Origin of the sequence: Mesorhizobium sp. M1252, assembly GCF_040318265.1 — a bacterium.
Classification (GTDB): Bacteria; Pseudomonadota; Alphaproteobacteria; order Rhizobiales; family Rhizobiaceae; genus Mesorhizobium.
The window spans coordinates 1-16,809 of sequence record NZ_JAMYLX010000008.1 but is presented as its reverse complement, the minus strand read 5'-3'; the positions used below and the strand labels follow the sequence as shown (position 1 = coordinate 16,809).

The 16,809-nt window shown below is 63.4% G+C and carries 7 protein-coding genes, 1 tRNA gene and 1 pseudogene; 6 read left to right on the top strand and 3 right to left on the bottom strand.

Annotation, left to right across the window (positions count from 1 at the left end; all coding sequences use genetic code 11):
- Nucleotides 1-124: 124 nt before the first annotated feature.
- From NKH22_RS17305 to NKH22_RS17285, 5 genes are all read left to right on the top strand, one after another.
- On the top strand, nt 125-12,379 hold the full coding sequence (locus tag NKH22_RS17305; RefSeq protein ID WP_352910239.1) for an inverse autotransporter beta domain-containing protein: 12,255 nt from the start codon (nt 125-127) through the stop codon (nt 12,377-12,379).
- Nucleotides 12,380-12,496: 117 nt separating this feature from the next.
- Nucleotides 12,497-13,003, top strand: coding sequence for a phage tail protein (locus tag NKH22_RS17300; protein WP_023672955.1), 507 nt, complete (start codon nt 12,497-12,499; stop codon nt 13,001-13,003).
- Between the two features lie 12 nt (nt 13,004-13,015).
- Nucleotides 13,016-13,537, top strand: a complete 522-nt coding sequence (locus NKH22_RS17295; protein WP_023672956.1) for a phage tail protein — start codon at nt 13,016-13,018, stop codon at nt 13,535-13,537.
- A gap of 9 nt (nt 13,538-13,546) precedes the next feature.
- Nucleotides 13,547-14,074: a phage tail protein gene (locus NKH22_RS17290; protein WP_023686661.1), complete on the top strand. Its 528-nt coding sequence runs from the start codon at nt 13,547-13,549 to the stop codon at nt 14,072-14,074.
- Nucleotides 14,075-14,084: 10 nt separating this feature from the next.
- The gene (locus NKH22_RS17285) at nt 14,085-14,612 is read left to right on the top strand and encodes a GNAT family N-acetyltransferase (RefSeq protein WP_352910236.1); all 528 of its coding nucleotides are present in this window, start codon (nt 14,085-14,087) and stop codon (nt 14,610-14,612) included.
- A 15-nt stretch (nt 14,613-14,627) separates the two neighbouring features.
- Here NKH22_RS17285 and NKH22_RS17280 read toward each other — a convergent pair.
- Both NKH22_RS17280 and NKH22_RS17275 read right to left on the bottom strand, forming a co-directional pair.
- Nucleotides 14,628-14,909 (bottom strand): annotated as a pseudogene (locus tag NKH22_RS17280) (2OG-Fe(II) oxygenase); the annotation flags it as partial.
- A 36-nt stretch (nt 14,910-14,945) separates the two neighbouring features.
- Nucleotides 14,946-15,215 carry a DUF6916 family protein gene (locus NKH22_RS17275; protein WP_023672960.1) on the bottom strand — a complete coding sequence of 90 codons (270 nt, stop codon included), beginning with the start codon at nt 15,213-15,215 and terminating at the stop codon, nt 14,946-14,948.
- Nucleotides 15,216-15,453: 238 nt separating this feature from the next.
- Between NKH22_RS17275 and NKH22_RS17270 the strand changes: the two genes are divergently transcribed.
- A complete protein-coding gene (locus NKH22_RS17270) occupies nt 15,454-16,248 on the top strand; it encodes a SapC family protein (RefSeq protein ID WP_023685704.1) in 795 nt (264 codons plus the stop codon).
- A gap of 322 nt (nt 16,249-16,570) precedes the next feature.
- Here NKH22_RS17270 and NKH22_RS17265 read toward each other — a convergent pair.
- Nucleotides 16,571-16,647 (bottom strand) — tRNA-Met (locus NKH22_RS17265).
- Nucleotides 16,648-16,809: the final 162 nt, after the last annotated feature.

Genomic DNA, 16,809 nt, shown 5'->3' with positions numbered 1-16,809 from the left:
AGGGATGGAGACGACCGAGAAAACTCGGCAGATCAATGACATGGCGACGCACGGAAGAAGCTTCCGGGCGAATAGCAAGTATCGCCGGTCAGGTTTTTCCAGGCATCTCTGGAAGACGACTGCGTTGTCCACTCTGGCACTTGCCCTTTCCGGCATAGCCGCCCATGCCGGCGACACCGGACTGTGGCAGCCGCAGGTCCGCGCCATCATCGGCGCCAACAACAATGGCGGCAACACGGCGATCGAGGGTTTCCTGCCGCTGAAGCAGAACCTCGAATCCGTTCTCTTTCTCGATGTGCGCTCGAAATACGATTTCGACGACGGCTTCGGCCAGGACGTCGGCCTCGGCGTTCGCCGCATCGTGAATCCGGATCTGATGATCGGCGGCTACGCCTATCTCAACATCCAGAACCACGACAGTCACCAGTTCGTCGCCTCGACGCTCGGCCTCGAGGCCATCACCTCAAAATACGATGCGCACGTAAACGTCTATCTGCCGATCAGCGGCGACCGCAGCACGGCCGGGCAAGAGTCGAGCCTGTCGCTGGTCGGTCATCAGCTGATCGAGCAGATATCGGCCATCGCCCACCGCGATTACGCGGCCTGGGGCATCGAGGGCGAGGTCGGCGTTCAGGTGCCGCTCAACCTGCCCGAGAACCATTCACTGCGTTTCGATGTCGGCGCCTACCATTTCGGCGATCCCGACGGCGACGACGGCAGCATCACCGGCGCCAAGGCCGGCCTGGAATATTCGATCGGCGACGTCATCGGCAAAGGCACGTCGCTGACCTTCACCGGCGAGGTGCGCAACGACAACCGCGATGACACCCAGTTCGCCGGCAGCATCCGGCTGACGGTGCCGCTCAACGCTTTCGACAAGGGCTGGTCTTCGGCCGATGACGGCGCCGAGCCGGTCTATCCGGTCAGCCCCGGCCTGCGCAAACGCGTCAACGAGCGCGTACGCGGCGACATCGGCGTTCGCATCGAGAGCCAGGACAAAGTTACCGGCACGTCGACGCGGGTGGCGATCAATGCCGCCACCAACACGGCATTCGGCCAGTTCTTCTTTGCCGATGGTGACAACGACGCGCTCGGCCTCGGCACGATCGGCGACCCGACCACGCTCGACAATGCAGTCGCCGGCGCCGGCGCTAACGGCGTCGTCGTCGCGCTGGGCGGCAAGGGCAACATTACGACAGCCGGCGTGACGCTCGCCAACGGACAGACCGTTATCGGCGGTGGCGGCGGTGTCCAGGCGCGGCTCGCCGACGGCAGCATCGGCACCTACAATTTCGGCGGCTCCAACGGCACCATCCAGGGCACTAACCCCGCCAACAACGTCCTGACGCTCGCCAATGGCAACACGCTGAGCGGTATCACCATCACCGGCGGCAAGGACGGCATCTTCGGCAACAACATCGCCGGCGCCACGCTGACCAACGTCACGGTCACCGGCACCGGCGGCCACGGCGCCGACTTCACCGGCACATCGACCGGCGTCAATGGCTCGAACTTCACCGCGACCGGCAACGGCCTCGACGGACTGCATATCGAAGGCGACGGCACCTATAACTTCACCGGCACGACGCTGCTGCAGGGCAATGGCGACGACGGCCTGGATATAACCGGCCACGGCACCTACACTTTCGCCACCCTCAACGCGCTCGACAACAACGATGCCGGCATTACCGTGAAGGGCACCGGGGTCGCCGGCTCGATCACCATCAACGGCGGCCAGGTGTCGGGCAACAAGGCACTCGGCGACGACGGCGTCGGTGTCTTCATCGATCCGATCACCGCCCATATCGTGCTGGATTCGATCACCCAGACCGGCGGCGCATCGGGCGTCGTGCTCGAGAATCTTTCGGGCAGCTTCACCGTCAACGGCGCGACGACGATCTCGAACACGACCGGACCGGCCATCGCGATCACGGATTCGCCGGCCGCGATCCGCTTCGGCGACATCGACATCACCAATCCCGGCACCGACGGCATGGTGTTTGCGGGCGCCAACACATCAATAATTGCCGGCAACATCGTCATTGCTGGCCTCGGCTCCGGCGTCGGCCTCGATTTCTCCGGCAGCCAGACGAATTTCACCGCGCAGTCGCTCAACATCACTGGCACAGGCGCCGCCGGCTCGATCGGCATCGATCTGTCTTCCCCGAGCGCGGGCGGGGCAACGATCGTCATCACCGATGGCGGCGCGATCGCCAATGTCGACACCGGCGTGCGCTTCGGCATTTCCGGCTCGCCGGCCAATTCGGCCAATGCCCAATTCAGTTTCGGCGGCGGCTCGATTGCCGGCATCACCGCCTCCCTCGACGCGCGGGGGCTCAACCAGACGCTCGGGCTCTATGCTTTCGGCTCGACGACCTTCAGCGGCCCGCAGCTGTTCGACCAGCAGAATGTGATTCTCGTCGGCGGCGTCGGATCATTGGGTGACGGCTCTTCCACGTCTAGTCTGCTTGCGATTAACCAGGCTGACCTTATCACCAACGGCACCGCGATCTTCGTGCTGGTCAATGACGGGACGCCCATCGACGCCTCTGGCGGCTTCTCGCTGAGTGCCGGACAGACAATGGCTTCGTTCGGCAACGGGCGTACTTTCTCGCTCGGCGGCATTCCCGTCAACGTCACCGGTGACAACGTCAAGCATGACCAGGTCGTCTCGGATCCAGGCGGCGCAGCCACGCTGACCAATACCGGCACCGGCGACGCCGTGACGCTGGCCAACAACACGTCGCTGCTCGACTTCAACATCGCCGGTGTGGCGAACGGCAATGGCGTGCATGGCAGCGGCGTCAGCAATGTCACGATGTCGGGGCTGAATGTTTCAGGCGCCAGCCTGAACGGCGTGCTGTTCGATGGCGCCATCAACAATGTTTCCGCCGACAATTTGAACTCAAGCGGCAATACCGGCAGCGGCCTGCTCATCGACAATGGTGGCGGAACTTACAGTTTCACCGGCACGACGACACTCTCGAACAATACCGGCCACGGCCTGTTCATCGTCAGCGGCGGAAACTATGGATTCGAGACGCTCGATGCAAAGGACAATGGCGGCTTAGGCATCTTCGTCAACTCGACGGGCGGCGGAAGCCTGACGACGACCGGCGGCACGGTTTCGGGCAACGGCCTCCAGGCCGTCTATGTCGTCACTTTCGGGCTTATCAACCCGATGGCGCTCAATGTCACGCTGGACATGGTGAGCCAGTCCGGCGGACAGAGTGGAATCGGCCTGGGCAACGTCGGCGGCAATTTCTCCGTTACCGGCACGACGACGACCTCCAACACCCTTTTCGACGGCATTTTCATCACAAACAGCGCCGCCACGGTTGATTTCGGCGGCGCGGCCACCATCACCCAGCCATCGCGCGACGGCATCTCGATCAACAACAGTTCCGGCGCCACCACGTTCGGCACGGTGACGATCAACCAGGCCGGCGTGAACGGGATCCTCCTCAATGGCAATTCCGGCGCGGTAACGTTCGGCGACGCCAGCATCGGCCAGCCGACCCAGAGCGGCATCGACGTCCAGGGCGCCAACGGCACGATCAGCTTCGCCAACATCGACATCACCGGCCTGCCCACAGGCAAGACCGGGCTCGACCTGTCGGGCAGCCAGTCGACCTTCACCGCCACGTCGCTCGACATTGCCGGAGCTGGCACTTCCAAGGGCATCGACCTTTCCGGCACCACCGGCGGCTCGGTGACGATCGGCACCGGTGTGATCTCCGCCGGCACCGGCGTCCAGATGGGCACCAACGGCGCGGCAGGCACCAGCGCAAACACGACCTTCTCGTTCGGCGCCGGTGTCGGCACCAGTTCGATCACCGGGACGACCGCCTCGCTCGACATGCGCGGCCTGCTAGCCGGCAACGGCACCTATGCCTTCAACGCCACCCATCTGGTCGGCCCGCAGCTGTTCGACACCGCCAACGTCATCTTCGTCGGCGCAGCAAACACCGGGACCGGCTCCGGCGCGAGCGTTGGCGACCTTATCAACGCCGACGCCGCCGACGGTCTGACGACCGACGCCAACACCATCTTCGTCCTTGTCAACAACGGCGCTGGAACCATCAACACCGATGCCGACGGCTTCACGCTTGCCGACGGCCAGCAGATCGTCTCCTTCGCCAACGGCAACACCGTCGCTCTCGGCGGGCCGCCGGCCAACGTCACCGGCGCCGAGGTGGTTACTTCGGGCACCCAGGTCGATCCGTTCGGCAATGGCGCCGCCACTCTCAACAACTCGGCCGGCAGCACCATCGATCTCGCCAACGGCAACCGCGTCGCCGACCTCAGCGTCAGCAATGCGGGTTCGGGCTCGGCGATCAACGGATCGAATGTAAACGCGGCCACCATCACCGGGGTGACGATCAGCAGCGCCGTAACCGGCATCGACCTGACCGGCGCAACGGGTGCGATCAACATCACCAACACGACGATGGGCGGCGTCAGCGGCACCGGCCTGCTGGCCAGCAACTTCGGCGGCACCGGCACCTTCAACAATTTGGATATCACCGGCGCCGGTATCGGCGTCAGCGTCACGGGCGGTTCCACGGGCACGCTGACCTTCGACAATGCGAGTTCGATCGCCGGCACGACGGGCACGGCGCTCAGCATTCTTGGAGCAACGCCTAACCTCACCTACAACGGCATCATCAATCAGACGAGTGCCGCGAGCGCGGTCATGATCAGCGGCATGACCGGCGGCTCCGCCACCTTCGCCGGCCAAATCACCGCCAGCACCGGCGCGGCCAACGCCATCGACCTGACCGGCAATGCCGGCGGCACGATCAATTTCACCGGCGGGCTCGACCTCACCACCGATGGCGGCCTTGCCTTCAGCGCCATCAATGGCGGCACGCTCACCGTCACCGGCACCAACACGACCGCATCTGGGCTCGGCCCTGTCGAAAACGGCATCCATCTCGGTGGCGCCGGCGGTTTGACCATCGGCGCAGGCGGCGTCATTTTCCACAGCGTCACCGTCGACGGCTCAGGCGGCGCCGTGCAGACCGGCATCCTCATCGAAAACACCAGCGGCGGCAGCGTCACCTTCGGCGCTGTCGACATCAATCGCGTCAATGGCGACGCCATCCGCCTCACCAACGTGGCCAACGCCGTTACCTTCAATGGCACGACGACGATCGACACGGTTGTTGGCGGTGGCCCCGGCTTCGTGGTGCAAGGCAGCGCCGCGACGGTCAATGTCAACAATCTGGTGACGACGCTGGTTTCGGGCGACGACGTCAGCCTGACCAACAACACCGGCACGATCAACATCGGCGGCACCATCACCGGTTCCGGCACCGGCAACGGCGTCGTGGTTTTTGGCGGCAGCGCCGCGATCACGGTCTCGGCCAACATCTCCAGCTCGGCAACAGCACCAGGCACGGCGGTCAAGATCGACGGCACCATCGGCGGCTCGGCCCAGTTCAGCGGCAGCGTCACGTCGACCGGCACCGGAAATCTGTTCGCCATCGGCTCGACATTGCCCCCGGCAGGCGGTGCGTTCAGCTTCACCGGCCCGACCCTGTCGGCAAGCGGTGGCGGCGGCGCGGTGGTCGGTGGCCTGATCGGCACCGCAACGTTGAATGTTACCACCCCGCTATCGATCACCAATGCCTTGGGCACCGGCCTGTCCGTCTCCGGTGTCGCGAGCACCGCATCGGCAACCTTCGGGGCGGTGACCGTGACGGGCGCCGGCGGCATCGGCATCAACACTGTCGGCAATGCCGGCCCGGTGACCTTCGGCACGACCCAGGTCACGCTGGGCACCACGAGCGGCACTGCCGGCATCAACTTCGCCGGCACCAACAACGATGTCAGCTTCGGCACGACCACCATCGACGATGTCGGCGCCAACCAGACCGGCATCGACTTCAGCGGCTCCTCGACGACGGCCGATTTCGGCCTGACGACGATCACCGGCCTGGGCGACCTGACCTCGCGCGGCATCGACCTGTCGTCGACCACCGGCAACAAGGTCATCACCTTCCTGCAGGGCTCGAAGATCGACAATGTCGGCATCGGCGTCGAATTGTCGTCCGGCCAGACCACGGCGACCTCCGCCAATGCCAACTTCACCTTCGGCGACGGCGATTCGACCGACGGGCTGGAATCCTTCATCATCGCCGCCGCCGGCGGCTTCACCGTCAACACGGTCGGTCTCGATCCGACGCTCGGCAACTACGATTTCGACGACGTGTTCTTCACCGGCAGCGCCAACCTCGCCACCGCGCCCGGTTCGATCACGCTGGTCTCGCAGTCGGGCGGCTTCATCGCCGCCGGCACGACCGGCAATCTCAGCATGGGCGTCAACACCATTTCGCTCGCCGCCGCCGATGCGCTGACCGGCACGCAGAACTTCGCCTTCGTCGGCACGATCAATCTCGGCGCCACCGCCTTCACGCTCGATTCCGGCCAGACGATCACCGGCTTCGGCAACAGCAATGTGGTTTCGACCGGCACGATCCAGCCGGCCAACGTCCAGGGCAATCTTGGCGCCACCGGCGGCAACATCACCGGCGACGAGGCCGTGGTCAGCGGGACGGCCAACCTGATGCAATTGCTCGGCGACAACGCCGTGCGCCACACCGCTTTCGACTTCAGCAGCGCGACCGGTGCCGCCTTCCTCATCGATCAGAGCGCGGTCGGCTTCAGCAATGCCAGCGGCATCACCATCGAAGGCGTGACGATCAGCAACGTCGCCGCTAGTCAGACGGCCATCCAGGTCGCCGGCCTCAACGGCAATCTGTCGATCATCAACAACAACATCAACGTTGCCGGCACGCTGATCGACGTCAACGGCGGCACCGGCACCATTTCGGTGTCGCGCGGCATCCTGCCCAACAGCGCCACTCCGGGAACGCTGACCGGTGGCGGCATCAATATCGCCAACCGCACCGGCGGCGCGGTGACCTTCACCGACCAGGTGACGATCACCGGCGGCAACGGCGTTTCGATTTCGGGCGGCAGCGCGGCAGCTGCGGTCAACTTCAATGGCGGCCTCGACATCACGACATCGTTGGCCACCGGCCTCAGCCTTTCGGGACTGAATGGCCTCACCGTCGCCAATGCCGGTTCGACGACGATCAACGCCACGGGCCAGACCGCGCTGTCGCTGCAAGGCACACTCGGCGCCGGCGGTGTCAATTTCGACAGCATCACCTCGAGCGGCGCCACCAGCGGCATCATCCTCAACGGCGTCACCGGGGCGGTGAATGTCTCCGGCGCAACCAGCATCACCGGCACCGGCAGCTTCGGCATCGACGTCACCGGCGCCAACACCGGCACGTTCACCTTCAACACGGTGACGGTGAACAACGTCGCGACGACCGGCGGCGGCATCAACTGGGTCAGCGGCAACCTCAACATCGCCGGCCTCGCCAACATCGACACGAGCAGCGGCGTCGGCTTCTCGCAAAGCGCCGGCACGGTGAACTTCCTCAACGGCCTGACCATCGATACCACCAGCGGCACCGGCATTGTCGGGACCGGTGGCGTTATGGGCATCACCGCTTCCGCTGCAGCCCAGACGGTAAATTCGACCAGCGGCCAGGCGATCAACCTCATCAACGTCGCCGCCAGCATTGCGCTCGACTCGACCTCGTCGGGCGGCGGCACCAACAATGTTGGCCTGGCCAATGTCACCGGAACAGTCAGCCTCGGATCCGGCGCATTGAGCGGCGCTTCGGGCGTCGCATTCCTGCTCAATGGCAGTGCTGCGACCGTCAGCTATGGCGGCACGGTCACCAAGACCACCGCCGGCAAGATCGTCGACATCTCCGGCGTCACCGGCGGCACGGTCACACTGTCCGGCGCGCTCAGCGCCACCGGCGGTTTCGACAATGGTATTTATGTCCACGGCAACTCCGGCGGGACCATCACTCTCAGCGGTGGCACGAAGACGCTGACCACTGGCGCCAATACGGCGGTCGACTTGACGACCAACACCAGCGCGACGATCAACTTCGATACGGGTGGCCTGGTGATTACCACCACCTCCGGCACGGGCTTCAACGCCAGCGGCGGTGGCACGGTCAGCGTCGGCGCGCTCCTCAGCGACAACAGCATCACCACGACTGCCGGCGGCACCGCGTTGAACCTCAATGGCGTTACGATTGGCGCTGAGGGCATGAATTTCGACAGTGTTTCGGCCACTGCCGCCGCAACCGGCATCTCGCTGACCAATATCGCCTCGTCGGGCGGCGGCGCCATCATTCTCGGCACGGTCAACCTGCAAGGCATCACCACGCGTGGTGTCGATGTTTCCGGCGCGCTTGGCGCGGCGCTGTCCTTCAACGATCTCGACATCGGCCTGAACAGCACCACGGGCGTGGCCTTCGATCTCAACGGTGCCACCATCAATGCGGCGGTGACGGCCAATGACTTCGATGTCACCAATGCCGCCGCCGCCGGCACCTCGATAGGCGTCGACCTGCGTGGCGCCACTGGCGGCCAGACGGTACGCCTCGGCGATGCCGTTGTCGGCGGCGCCAGCTCCAGCATTGCCGGCGTCAACACCGGCGTGTTCCTCAACAGCGCCACCAACCTCGCTTTCACCTATGGCGACGGCGAATCGGCGACCGACCAGCTCTCGACCATCGGCGCCAATGTAGGCATCGACGCATCCAGTGCGCCGGTTACCGGCACCTACAATTTCCAGGATGTGAACTTCCAGTCGGCTCCCGGCCTGGGCTTCGGAGTCGGCAAGGTCTATTTCGTCGGCGCGTCCGCGACCGGTGACGGCAGCGGTCGCGACCAGAACAATCTCGCGACGCTGGCCACCGCCGAAGCAGCAGCCGTGGCGACGGACATCCTGGTTCTCGTCAACGATGGCGGCACCATCACCGCGGCAGGCAGCAATGGCAACGACACGCTGGCTCTCGCCACCGTCGAGCAGGTGCGCGGCTTCGGCAACGGCAACATCAATCTGGCGCTGACGGTGCCCTCCACCATCCAGCTCGCCAGCAACAGCATCTCGATCATCGACCAGACGCCCAATGGCGCCGCGACGCTGACGACGAGCGCCGGCAACAATGTCATCACGCTCGGCGCCAGCGGCAACATCATCGACGGCTTCATCCTGAATGGCAGCCCGGCGGGTGCCGCGCGTGGCGTCAAGGACAATGGCGCGGGTGCTGCGAATACCGTCATCAGCAACATGACCATCAGCAATTTCGCCACGCAGGGTATCGAGATTACCCCGTCGAACAGCACGACGATCAACAACGTTACTTTCTCCGGCAACGCCAGCGATGTGTGGCTGAACGCGTCCAACACCACCATCACCAACGTCACCAGCACCGGCGCCACCGGCATTGCCTTCAGGCTCGACAACACCGTCGGCACGACGACGCTGACCAACGTCAACATCACCACCGCAGCGACCGGCACCGGCATCGCCTTCGGCGGCGCGTCGGGCGCTGGCGGCACGATTGCCGGTATCAATGTCGATATATCGGGCGGCAGCGGCCTTTCGGTGACCGGCGGCAACGCGGTGATCAGCTTCGACGGCGCCAGCTCCATCATCAGCACGTCGGGCGCGGCGGCCACGATCTCGACCCGCGCTGGCGGCAGCTTCACCTTCGCCGGCTCGGTGATCGCCAACGGCGCTGCGAGCGGCATCAGCATTTCCGGCGCGACGGCGGCCAATACGGTGAGCTTCACCGGTACGGTCGATCTCGGCACCACGACGCCGATGACCGGCACCGCAGTCGCAATCAACAACGGCGCCACGGCCTCGACCGTCAGCTTCGCAAACCTCGACATCGTCACAAGCGGCACCACCGGATTCAGCGCCAGCAATGGCGGCACGGTCAATGTCACGACCGGCACGGTGAGCTCCACTTCCGCGCAGGCGGTCAACCTCAACGGCATCGCCACCACCGGCATCAATTTCACCTCGACCAATTCGACCGGCGGCACCAACAACGTGTCGCTGACCAATGTCACCGGCGCCGGCACTGTCAGCCTCGGCTCCGGTGCGCTCGGCGGCGCGACCGGCGCGGCCTTCCTGGTCACCGGCGGCTCGGCCAATGTCAGCTATGCCGGCTCGGTCACCAAGACCACGGCCGGAAACGTCGTCAGCATCTCCACCCGTACCGCCGGCACCACGACATTGTCGGGCACTCTCAGCGCCACCAGCGGCGTGGCCAACGGGATCCTCGTCAACGCCAACACCGGCGGCACGATCAACTTCTCCGGCGCCAGCAAGATACTGACCACCGGAGCCAACAATGCCGTCGACCTGACGGCGAACACCAACACGGCGGTCAACTTCACCGGCGGCGGCCTAGCCATCACCACCACCTCCGGCACCGGCTTCAACGCCACGAGCAACGGTACTGGCACCGTGACCGTTATCGGCTCGGGCAACACGATTTCGACCGGCAGCGGCGTCGCGGTCAACCTTGACAGCGTTGCTATCGCGGCGGGCGGCGTGACCTTCGCTTCCACAAACAAAGGCGCCGGCGGCACCAGCGCCGTCATCCTCGATTCCGTCACCGGTTCGGGAGCGATCGACCTCGGCACCGGCGCGCTGGTGGGCGGAACAAGCGCCGTGATCCGTATCGGCGATGGCCTAGGCACCGCCAACAGCGGCGGCACGGCGGCGTTCACCTATGCCGGCGCGATCACCAGCGGCAGCACCGGCCAGGCGGTCAACATCCAGGATCGCGCCCTGACCGCCGGCAACATCACCCTGTCGGGCAACATCACGCATAATGCGGCGGGCCAGATCGGCATCCTGCTGGACGACAATGTCGCCGGCATCATCACCTTCTCCGGCGCGTCGAAATCGATCACCTCGACCACGGCGGCTGGCGTCAGCCTGAGCGACAATGCCGGCGCGACGATCAACTTCACCAATGGCGGGCTGGTCATCGCCACGACCAGCGGCGCCGGTTTCAGCGCCACCGGCCCCGGTCCGGCAGCCACCACCGGCGGCACGATGACGGTGCAGGGCACCGGCAACACCATCGTGTCCGGCACGGGCACGGCCCTTAATGTCGCCAACACGACGATCGGCGCCGGCGACGTGACGTTCAGGAGCATTGCGTCCAATGGTGCAGCCAACGGCATCGTGCTCAACAACACCGGCACCAGCGGCAATCTGGTGGTGACCGGCACCGGCGCGACGGGGGGCAGCGGCGGCACGATCCAGAACTCGACCGGCGATGGCGTCAGCCTGACCGACACTCAGGATGTCAGCCTGAGCAACATGATTATCAGCGACAATGCGGGCAACGGCATAAAGGGCCTGCGCGTCAACGGTGTGGTGCTCAACGGTCTGACCCTGAACAGCAATGCCGATGCCAACACCGAGTCCGGAATCCTGTTCAACGAACTTACCGGCAACGCCTCGCACGTCACCACGTTCACCAACCTCACGGTCTCCAACTCATTCACCCATAACGTGCAGGTCATCAATTCCGGCGGCACGTTGGCGAACCTGGTGGTGAGCGGCGGCACGTTCTCGAACAACGGCGCCTCAAACAATGCCGGCAGCGACTTCATCTTCGAGGCGGACGGCGCCGGTGTCGCCGGCGCGCCGACGATGACGCTGACCGTCGACGGCGCAACCTTCACCGGCAACAACGCCTATCCCGGACCGGGAGTCATCCCTGGAACCGGTCTGTTCGTCATTGCCAATGACGGCACCGTCAACGCTCACATCGGCGAGACCACGGGAAATCTATTCAACAATCTGAACAACGGCATCAACCTTACCCAGAGCAGCAATTCCGGCGCCGGCACGGGCGGCAATCTGAATTTCACCGTCCGGAACAACACCGTCACCAACAGCGACTCGACGGCCATCAACGTGTTCAGCAGCGGCGACCTCGCACGGACGCTTGACGGCACAATCGCCAACAACGTCATCGGTACGCAAGGCGTAGCAACCTCGGGATCGCGAACCGGCAACGGCATCAGGGTTGGGCATGAAAGCCTCGGCGTCGCCAAGGTGCTGATCGACAACAACATTATCCAGAGCATCGGCGTCAACGGCATAAGCGGTGGCGACAGCGTCTCGATCACGCAGCTCGTGCAGCCGGGCACCGTGCACGCGACGGTCACCAACAACACCATTCGCGACAATGCCGACAGCCGCGGCATCACGGTCACCGCCACATTTGCCGGCGCTATCATCAATGCCGACGTTCATGCCAACACCATCACCAACGTCAACAACGCCAATGCCATCCGCTTCCTCGCGGACGGCCTCGGCGGCGCCGACGGCACGATCAACGTACCGCAGGCGAGCGAGGCCGGTATCGAAACCATCAATGGCGGGGCAACGGCGCTGACGGACACCCGGACGTTCTTCAACCAGCCGCTGCCACTGCTGCCTGCCGCGACACCGTAGTCAGCAACCTTGGATTCGTCCTAGGAAATATATTTTATGAATCTGATATCGACTTGTTGTCTTACTTAGGCATAATACAAGAATTCAGACAGTAAGCGGCCAACGGAGGGGACGGGGATGAGTGAGCCTTATTTAGGTGAAGTCAAGATCATTTCCTGGAACTATGCACCGCGCGGCTGGGCATTTTGTAACGGCCAGTTGTTGCCGCTTAACCAGAACCAGCCATTGTTCTCACTTCTTGGCACCAGGTACGGCGGCAACGGCCAGACAAATTTTGCCCTTCCGGATATGAGGGGACGTGCGCCGGTTCATACGGGCGGCCCTATCGGTGCAATTGTCGGCGGCCAGGGCGGCGAAGAGTTTCACACGCTCACGCTCGGCGAAATGCCGACACACAACCATTTCGTCAACGCATCGAACACTGCCGGCAACGTCAACAATCCATCCGGCGCGCTGTTGGGGGCGAACGCCAGCCCGATCTATCAGCCGCCTGGCAGCGCGGTGGCTATGGCGAAGGAAAACATCACTTTCGTCGGTGGCGGCCAGCCGCATGAGAACAGATCGCCCTATCTCGTCTTGAATTTCATCATTGCCCTGCAAGGCATATTCCCGTCGCGAAATTAAGAGGACGCTTCGATGAGCCAACCTTTTGTCGGCGAGATCAGGATGTTCGGTGGCAATTTCCCTCCGAATGGCTGGGCGTTCTGCCAAGGCCAGTTGATGCCGATCTCCGAGAACGAAACTTTGTTCAATCTGATCGGTACGACTTATGGCGGCGACGGGGAGGAAACATTCGCCCTGCCCAACCTCGCATCCCGCATCCCCGTCCATGCTGGCAAGGGCCCGCTGGTCAGCCAGACCTATATCATCGGAGAACTGGGCGGGGTCGAATCCGTCACTGTTTCAACCCAACAAATGCCGAACCATTCCCATACCTGGACCGGTTCGTCGAATATCGCCAAGAATCCGGGTCCGTCCGGCGGTGTCTTGGCGACATCGAGCCTGCTGACGCCCTATGTGGGTATCGCACCTGATGGCAACATGGCCGCCGGAGCCATTTCGCCGGCCGGCGGCAGCCAGCCTCACGACAATATGGTGCCGTTCCTCGCCGTCAGTTTCATCATCTCGCTATTTGGCATCTTCCCCCAGCAAAGCTAGAGACTTGCCATGACCAATCCGTTCGTCGCCGAAATTCGAATTTTTGCCGGAGATTTCGCCCCGACGGGGTGGGCGACCTGCGATGGCCAGCTCCTGCCAATCTCGCAGAATACGGCGCTGTTTTCGCTGCTGGGCACAGTTTACGGCGGCGACGGCAAGTCGACCTTCGCGTTGCCGAATATGGCTGGCTCCGCGCCCATGGGGCAAGGACAGGGCAATGGCTTGTCGGAGCGGTTTCTCGGCGAGACGGGTGGCGAAACGTCCGTCACCCTTCTGCAAACGGAAATGCCGCAACATAATCATTTTGTCGCGATATCCACCGAGAGTGGCGCCCAGGGAACTCTTACCGATGCGGTTGTTCTGGGGAAGTCGGGGGGCGGAACGCTTTATCAGAACAACACTTCGCAAAATCTGGTCCAGATGGACCCCCAGGCACTGAGCATAACGGGCAGTACGTTGCCTCACAACAACCTGCCTCCCTATCTGGCGATGACGTTCATCATTGCCATGCAAGGCGTTTATCCGGCGCGTCCGTAAGCGCCACTCCATGATCCAGCTTCCGATTGTGGACAACGGGCCTGTTATATTTTGCTGGGTGCGCGCGGCGCGGATTGATCTGACGTTCCGCCCGATGGCGGACGCCGATCTGCCGTTCCTGTCGGCGCTCTACGCCTCGACCCGCGCCGAAGAACTTGCCGTCACGCCGTGGAGCGACGCGCAGAAAACGGCGTTCCTCGACATGCAGTTTCAAGCGCAGCACGCGCATTACCAGAAATACTATCCCAACGCCGACTGGCTGGTGATCGAGCAGGCAAGGCAAGATATCGGTCGCCTGTATATCGAGCGCTCGGCGAGCGAGCATTGCATCATAGATATCGCCTTCCTGCCGGCGCATCGCGGCAACGGGTCTGGCGGTGCGTTGCTCGCCGATCTCATCGATGAGGCCGCCGCCGTCGGCAAGTCGGTCTCGATCCATGTCGAGAAGAACAATCCAGCGCGGCGGCTCTACAAGCGCCTCGGCTTCACCGTTGCCGAGGACAAGGGCGTCTACGACCTGATGATCCGTTCGCCGTAAGGGCCGTGCCGGTCGTCACGTGCCGCGATACCAGGAGACGATGGTGAAACGTTCGTTGCACGTGACCGGGGTGACTTCATGCGTCGTTTCCGAGCGAAAGGCGACGAGAGAGCCCGGCAATGCCGGCATGGCAATGCGCAGGTCCGGGCCGCTGTAAGGCCCATGCAGGACCAGCGAGCCGCCTGCATAGCTTTCTGGCGAAGGGTTGTCCGATTGACGGTTGAGAAAGATCACCACCGAGATCTTTCGGAACCGCGACTCGTCGTGAATGAGCGGCGTGTTGCCATCCTGGTGCGGCCGGAGCGTCCCCGTGGCCGATCCGGTCGAAAAAAATCAGTTGAATACCGCCTCGTAAAGCCGCCCTGCCTCATCGGCAGCGATCGGCACGATGAAGATCTCATGGGCGCCGCTTTTGCCGTTGAACCGATAGATAGCCTGCGGCAGCGCCGCGTCGCGCGGCCCCCTGAACAGCAGCGTGAAGCCACCGCCGTCGCGCGGGCTGTTGGCAATGGGCTGCACCGCGCTCAGTTCCATCGTGAGCGTCTGACCGCCGGCTTCGACGGAAAAGCTCTGCCCCTGCTCGAAATCCGAAAGCGATGCCATGCGCCTGCCCTGGTTCGTCTGTCTTTCAGACGGCTCTCTTGAGATGTCTATCCCGTCAGCCAATCTCGCCGCTTCATGGCGTGCTGTCTATAGAGCTCGATCTCCAGAAGTACAAAAGAGCACGATCAAACAAACAGATAGATTTATCTTGGCCACGTAGGGTGAAGCAGCCGTCAACGCGTTGCGCACCGGCAGCCACTGGCCTAAACCGGAATGGTATAAGAGGAGAACACTAGGGATGACTGACGCGAAAACAGACACGGCCCCGGCCGGAAGCACCGCGACCAACGCGCTGCCGCTGTTCTACAAAAAACCCGAGGCGCTCAATCCGCTGCGGCACGGCTCACTCGGCCTTACGGCGCGGGCCGATTTCTCCTTTGCCCGCACCGCGCACGCCATCCCCGTCGTCGCATCGGAAATGCCGGCGGCGATGCGCTCCTATCCGATCGTTTTCATTGGCGACGCCAAGGCGCCTGTCATCATCACCGGTCTGCGCCAGGACCAGAACCTGTTCGTAGGCGCCGACGGCAAATGGGCGGAGCCGCATTACATTCCCGCCTATGTCCGCCGTTACCCCTTCATCCTCGCCGATGAATCGAAAACGACCGGCCGCCTGACGTTGTGCATCGACCGTGCCAGCGAACGCGTCGTCGAGCAGATGCCTTCGTCCAAGGACAGCGACGAGATCGCGCCCTTCTTCGACGGCAACGAGCCGGCCGAGGCCTCGAAGCAGGCGCTCGCCTTCTGCAGCCAGTTCCAGACCGACTTCAATGCGACTCGCGCCATGATCGACAAGATCGATGCGCACGGCCTGTTCGCGCCGCGGCAGAGCAAGGTGACGCTGGAGGGCGGCGAGACCCTCAACCTCACCGACTTTCAGGTGATCGACGAGCCGGCCTTCAACAAATTGAGCGACGAGGCGTTTCTCGATCTCAGGAAATCCGGCGCGCTTGCGCTGCTCTATTGCCATCTCGCCTCGAGCAACAGCTGGACCTCGCTGGTCTTCCAGGCGTCATTGCGGCGAGCTGGCTGACGCGGCCCGCGACGAAAAGCTTCGGCAAGGCGCGGGTTGTTTAAATCAACGGTTCGCGCCTTCGTACGACGATCTCTCCGCCGCTCGAATCATGCTGTTGTCGTGCAGATCGCTTGCCATGACGGGCTGGCGAACTCCCAATGCTCGACGTGTAGCTCTCGCCGAAATGCGCCGAGGCGGCATCACCCCCCGGTTCGCGGACCTGTCAATAAAGTCGAGCACGCCAGCCTTGCTGCCCTCCTCGATCGTTGAATAGCCGGTCGCGGCCATCGATCACGGTCCGAACGCAAAAAGCCCGCGTGAAGCGGGCTGTTTTTGATGTTGGTTGCGGGGACAGGATTTGAACCTGTGACCTTCAGGTTATGAGCCTGACGAGCTACCGGGCTGCTCCACCCCGCGTCACCTCCAGGGCAAGCTCTTGCTTGCTCCGGACTTTCCAGGGCAAGCTCTTGCTTGCTCCGGACTCTCCAGGGCAAGCTCTTGCCTGCTCCGGATCTGAAGCAAGCGTTTGCTTGCTTATCTGGACGTAAGCCTGGGCCTATGAACAGGATGGCTTACAGA

Excerpts from the sequence above, each read along its gene's own strand:
- NKH22_RS17300 (WP_023672955.1), top strand. The coding sequence starts at position 12,497 with ATGAGTGAGCCTTATTTAGGTGAAGTCAAGATCATTTCCTGGAACTAT.
- NKH22_RS17295 (WP_023672956.1), top strand. The coding sequence starts at position 13,016 with ATGAGCCAACCTTTTGTCGGCGAGATCAGGATGTTCGGTGGCAATTTC.
- NKH22_RS17290 (WP_023686661.1), top strand. The coding sequence starts at position 13,547 with ATGACCAATCCGTTCGTCGCCGAAATTCGAATTTTTGCCGGAGATTTC.
- NKH22_RS17285 (WP_352910236.1), top strand. The coding sequence starts at position 14,085 with ATGATCCAGCTTCCGATTGTGGACAACGGGCCTGTTATATTTTGCTGG.
- NKH22_RS17275 (WP_023672960.1), bottom strand. The coding sequence starts at position 15,215 with ATGGCATCGCTTTCGGATTTCGAGCAGGGGCAGAGCTTTTCCGTCGAA.
- NKH22_RS17270 (WP_023685704.1), top strand. The coding sequence starts at position 15,454 with ATGACTGACGCGAAAACAGACACGGCCCCGGCCGGAAGCACCGCGACC.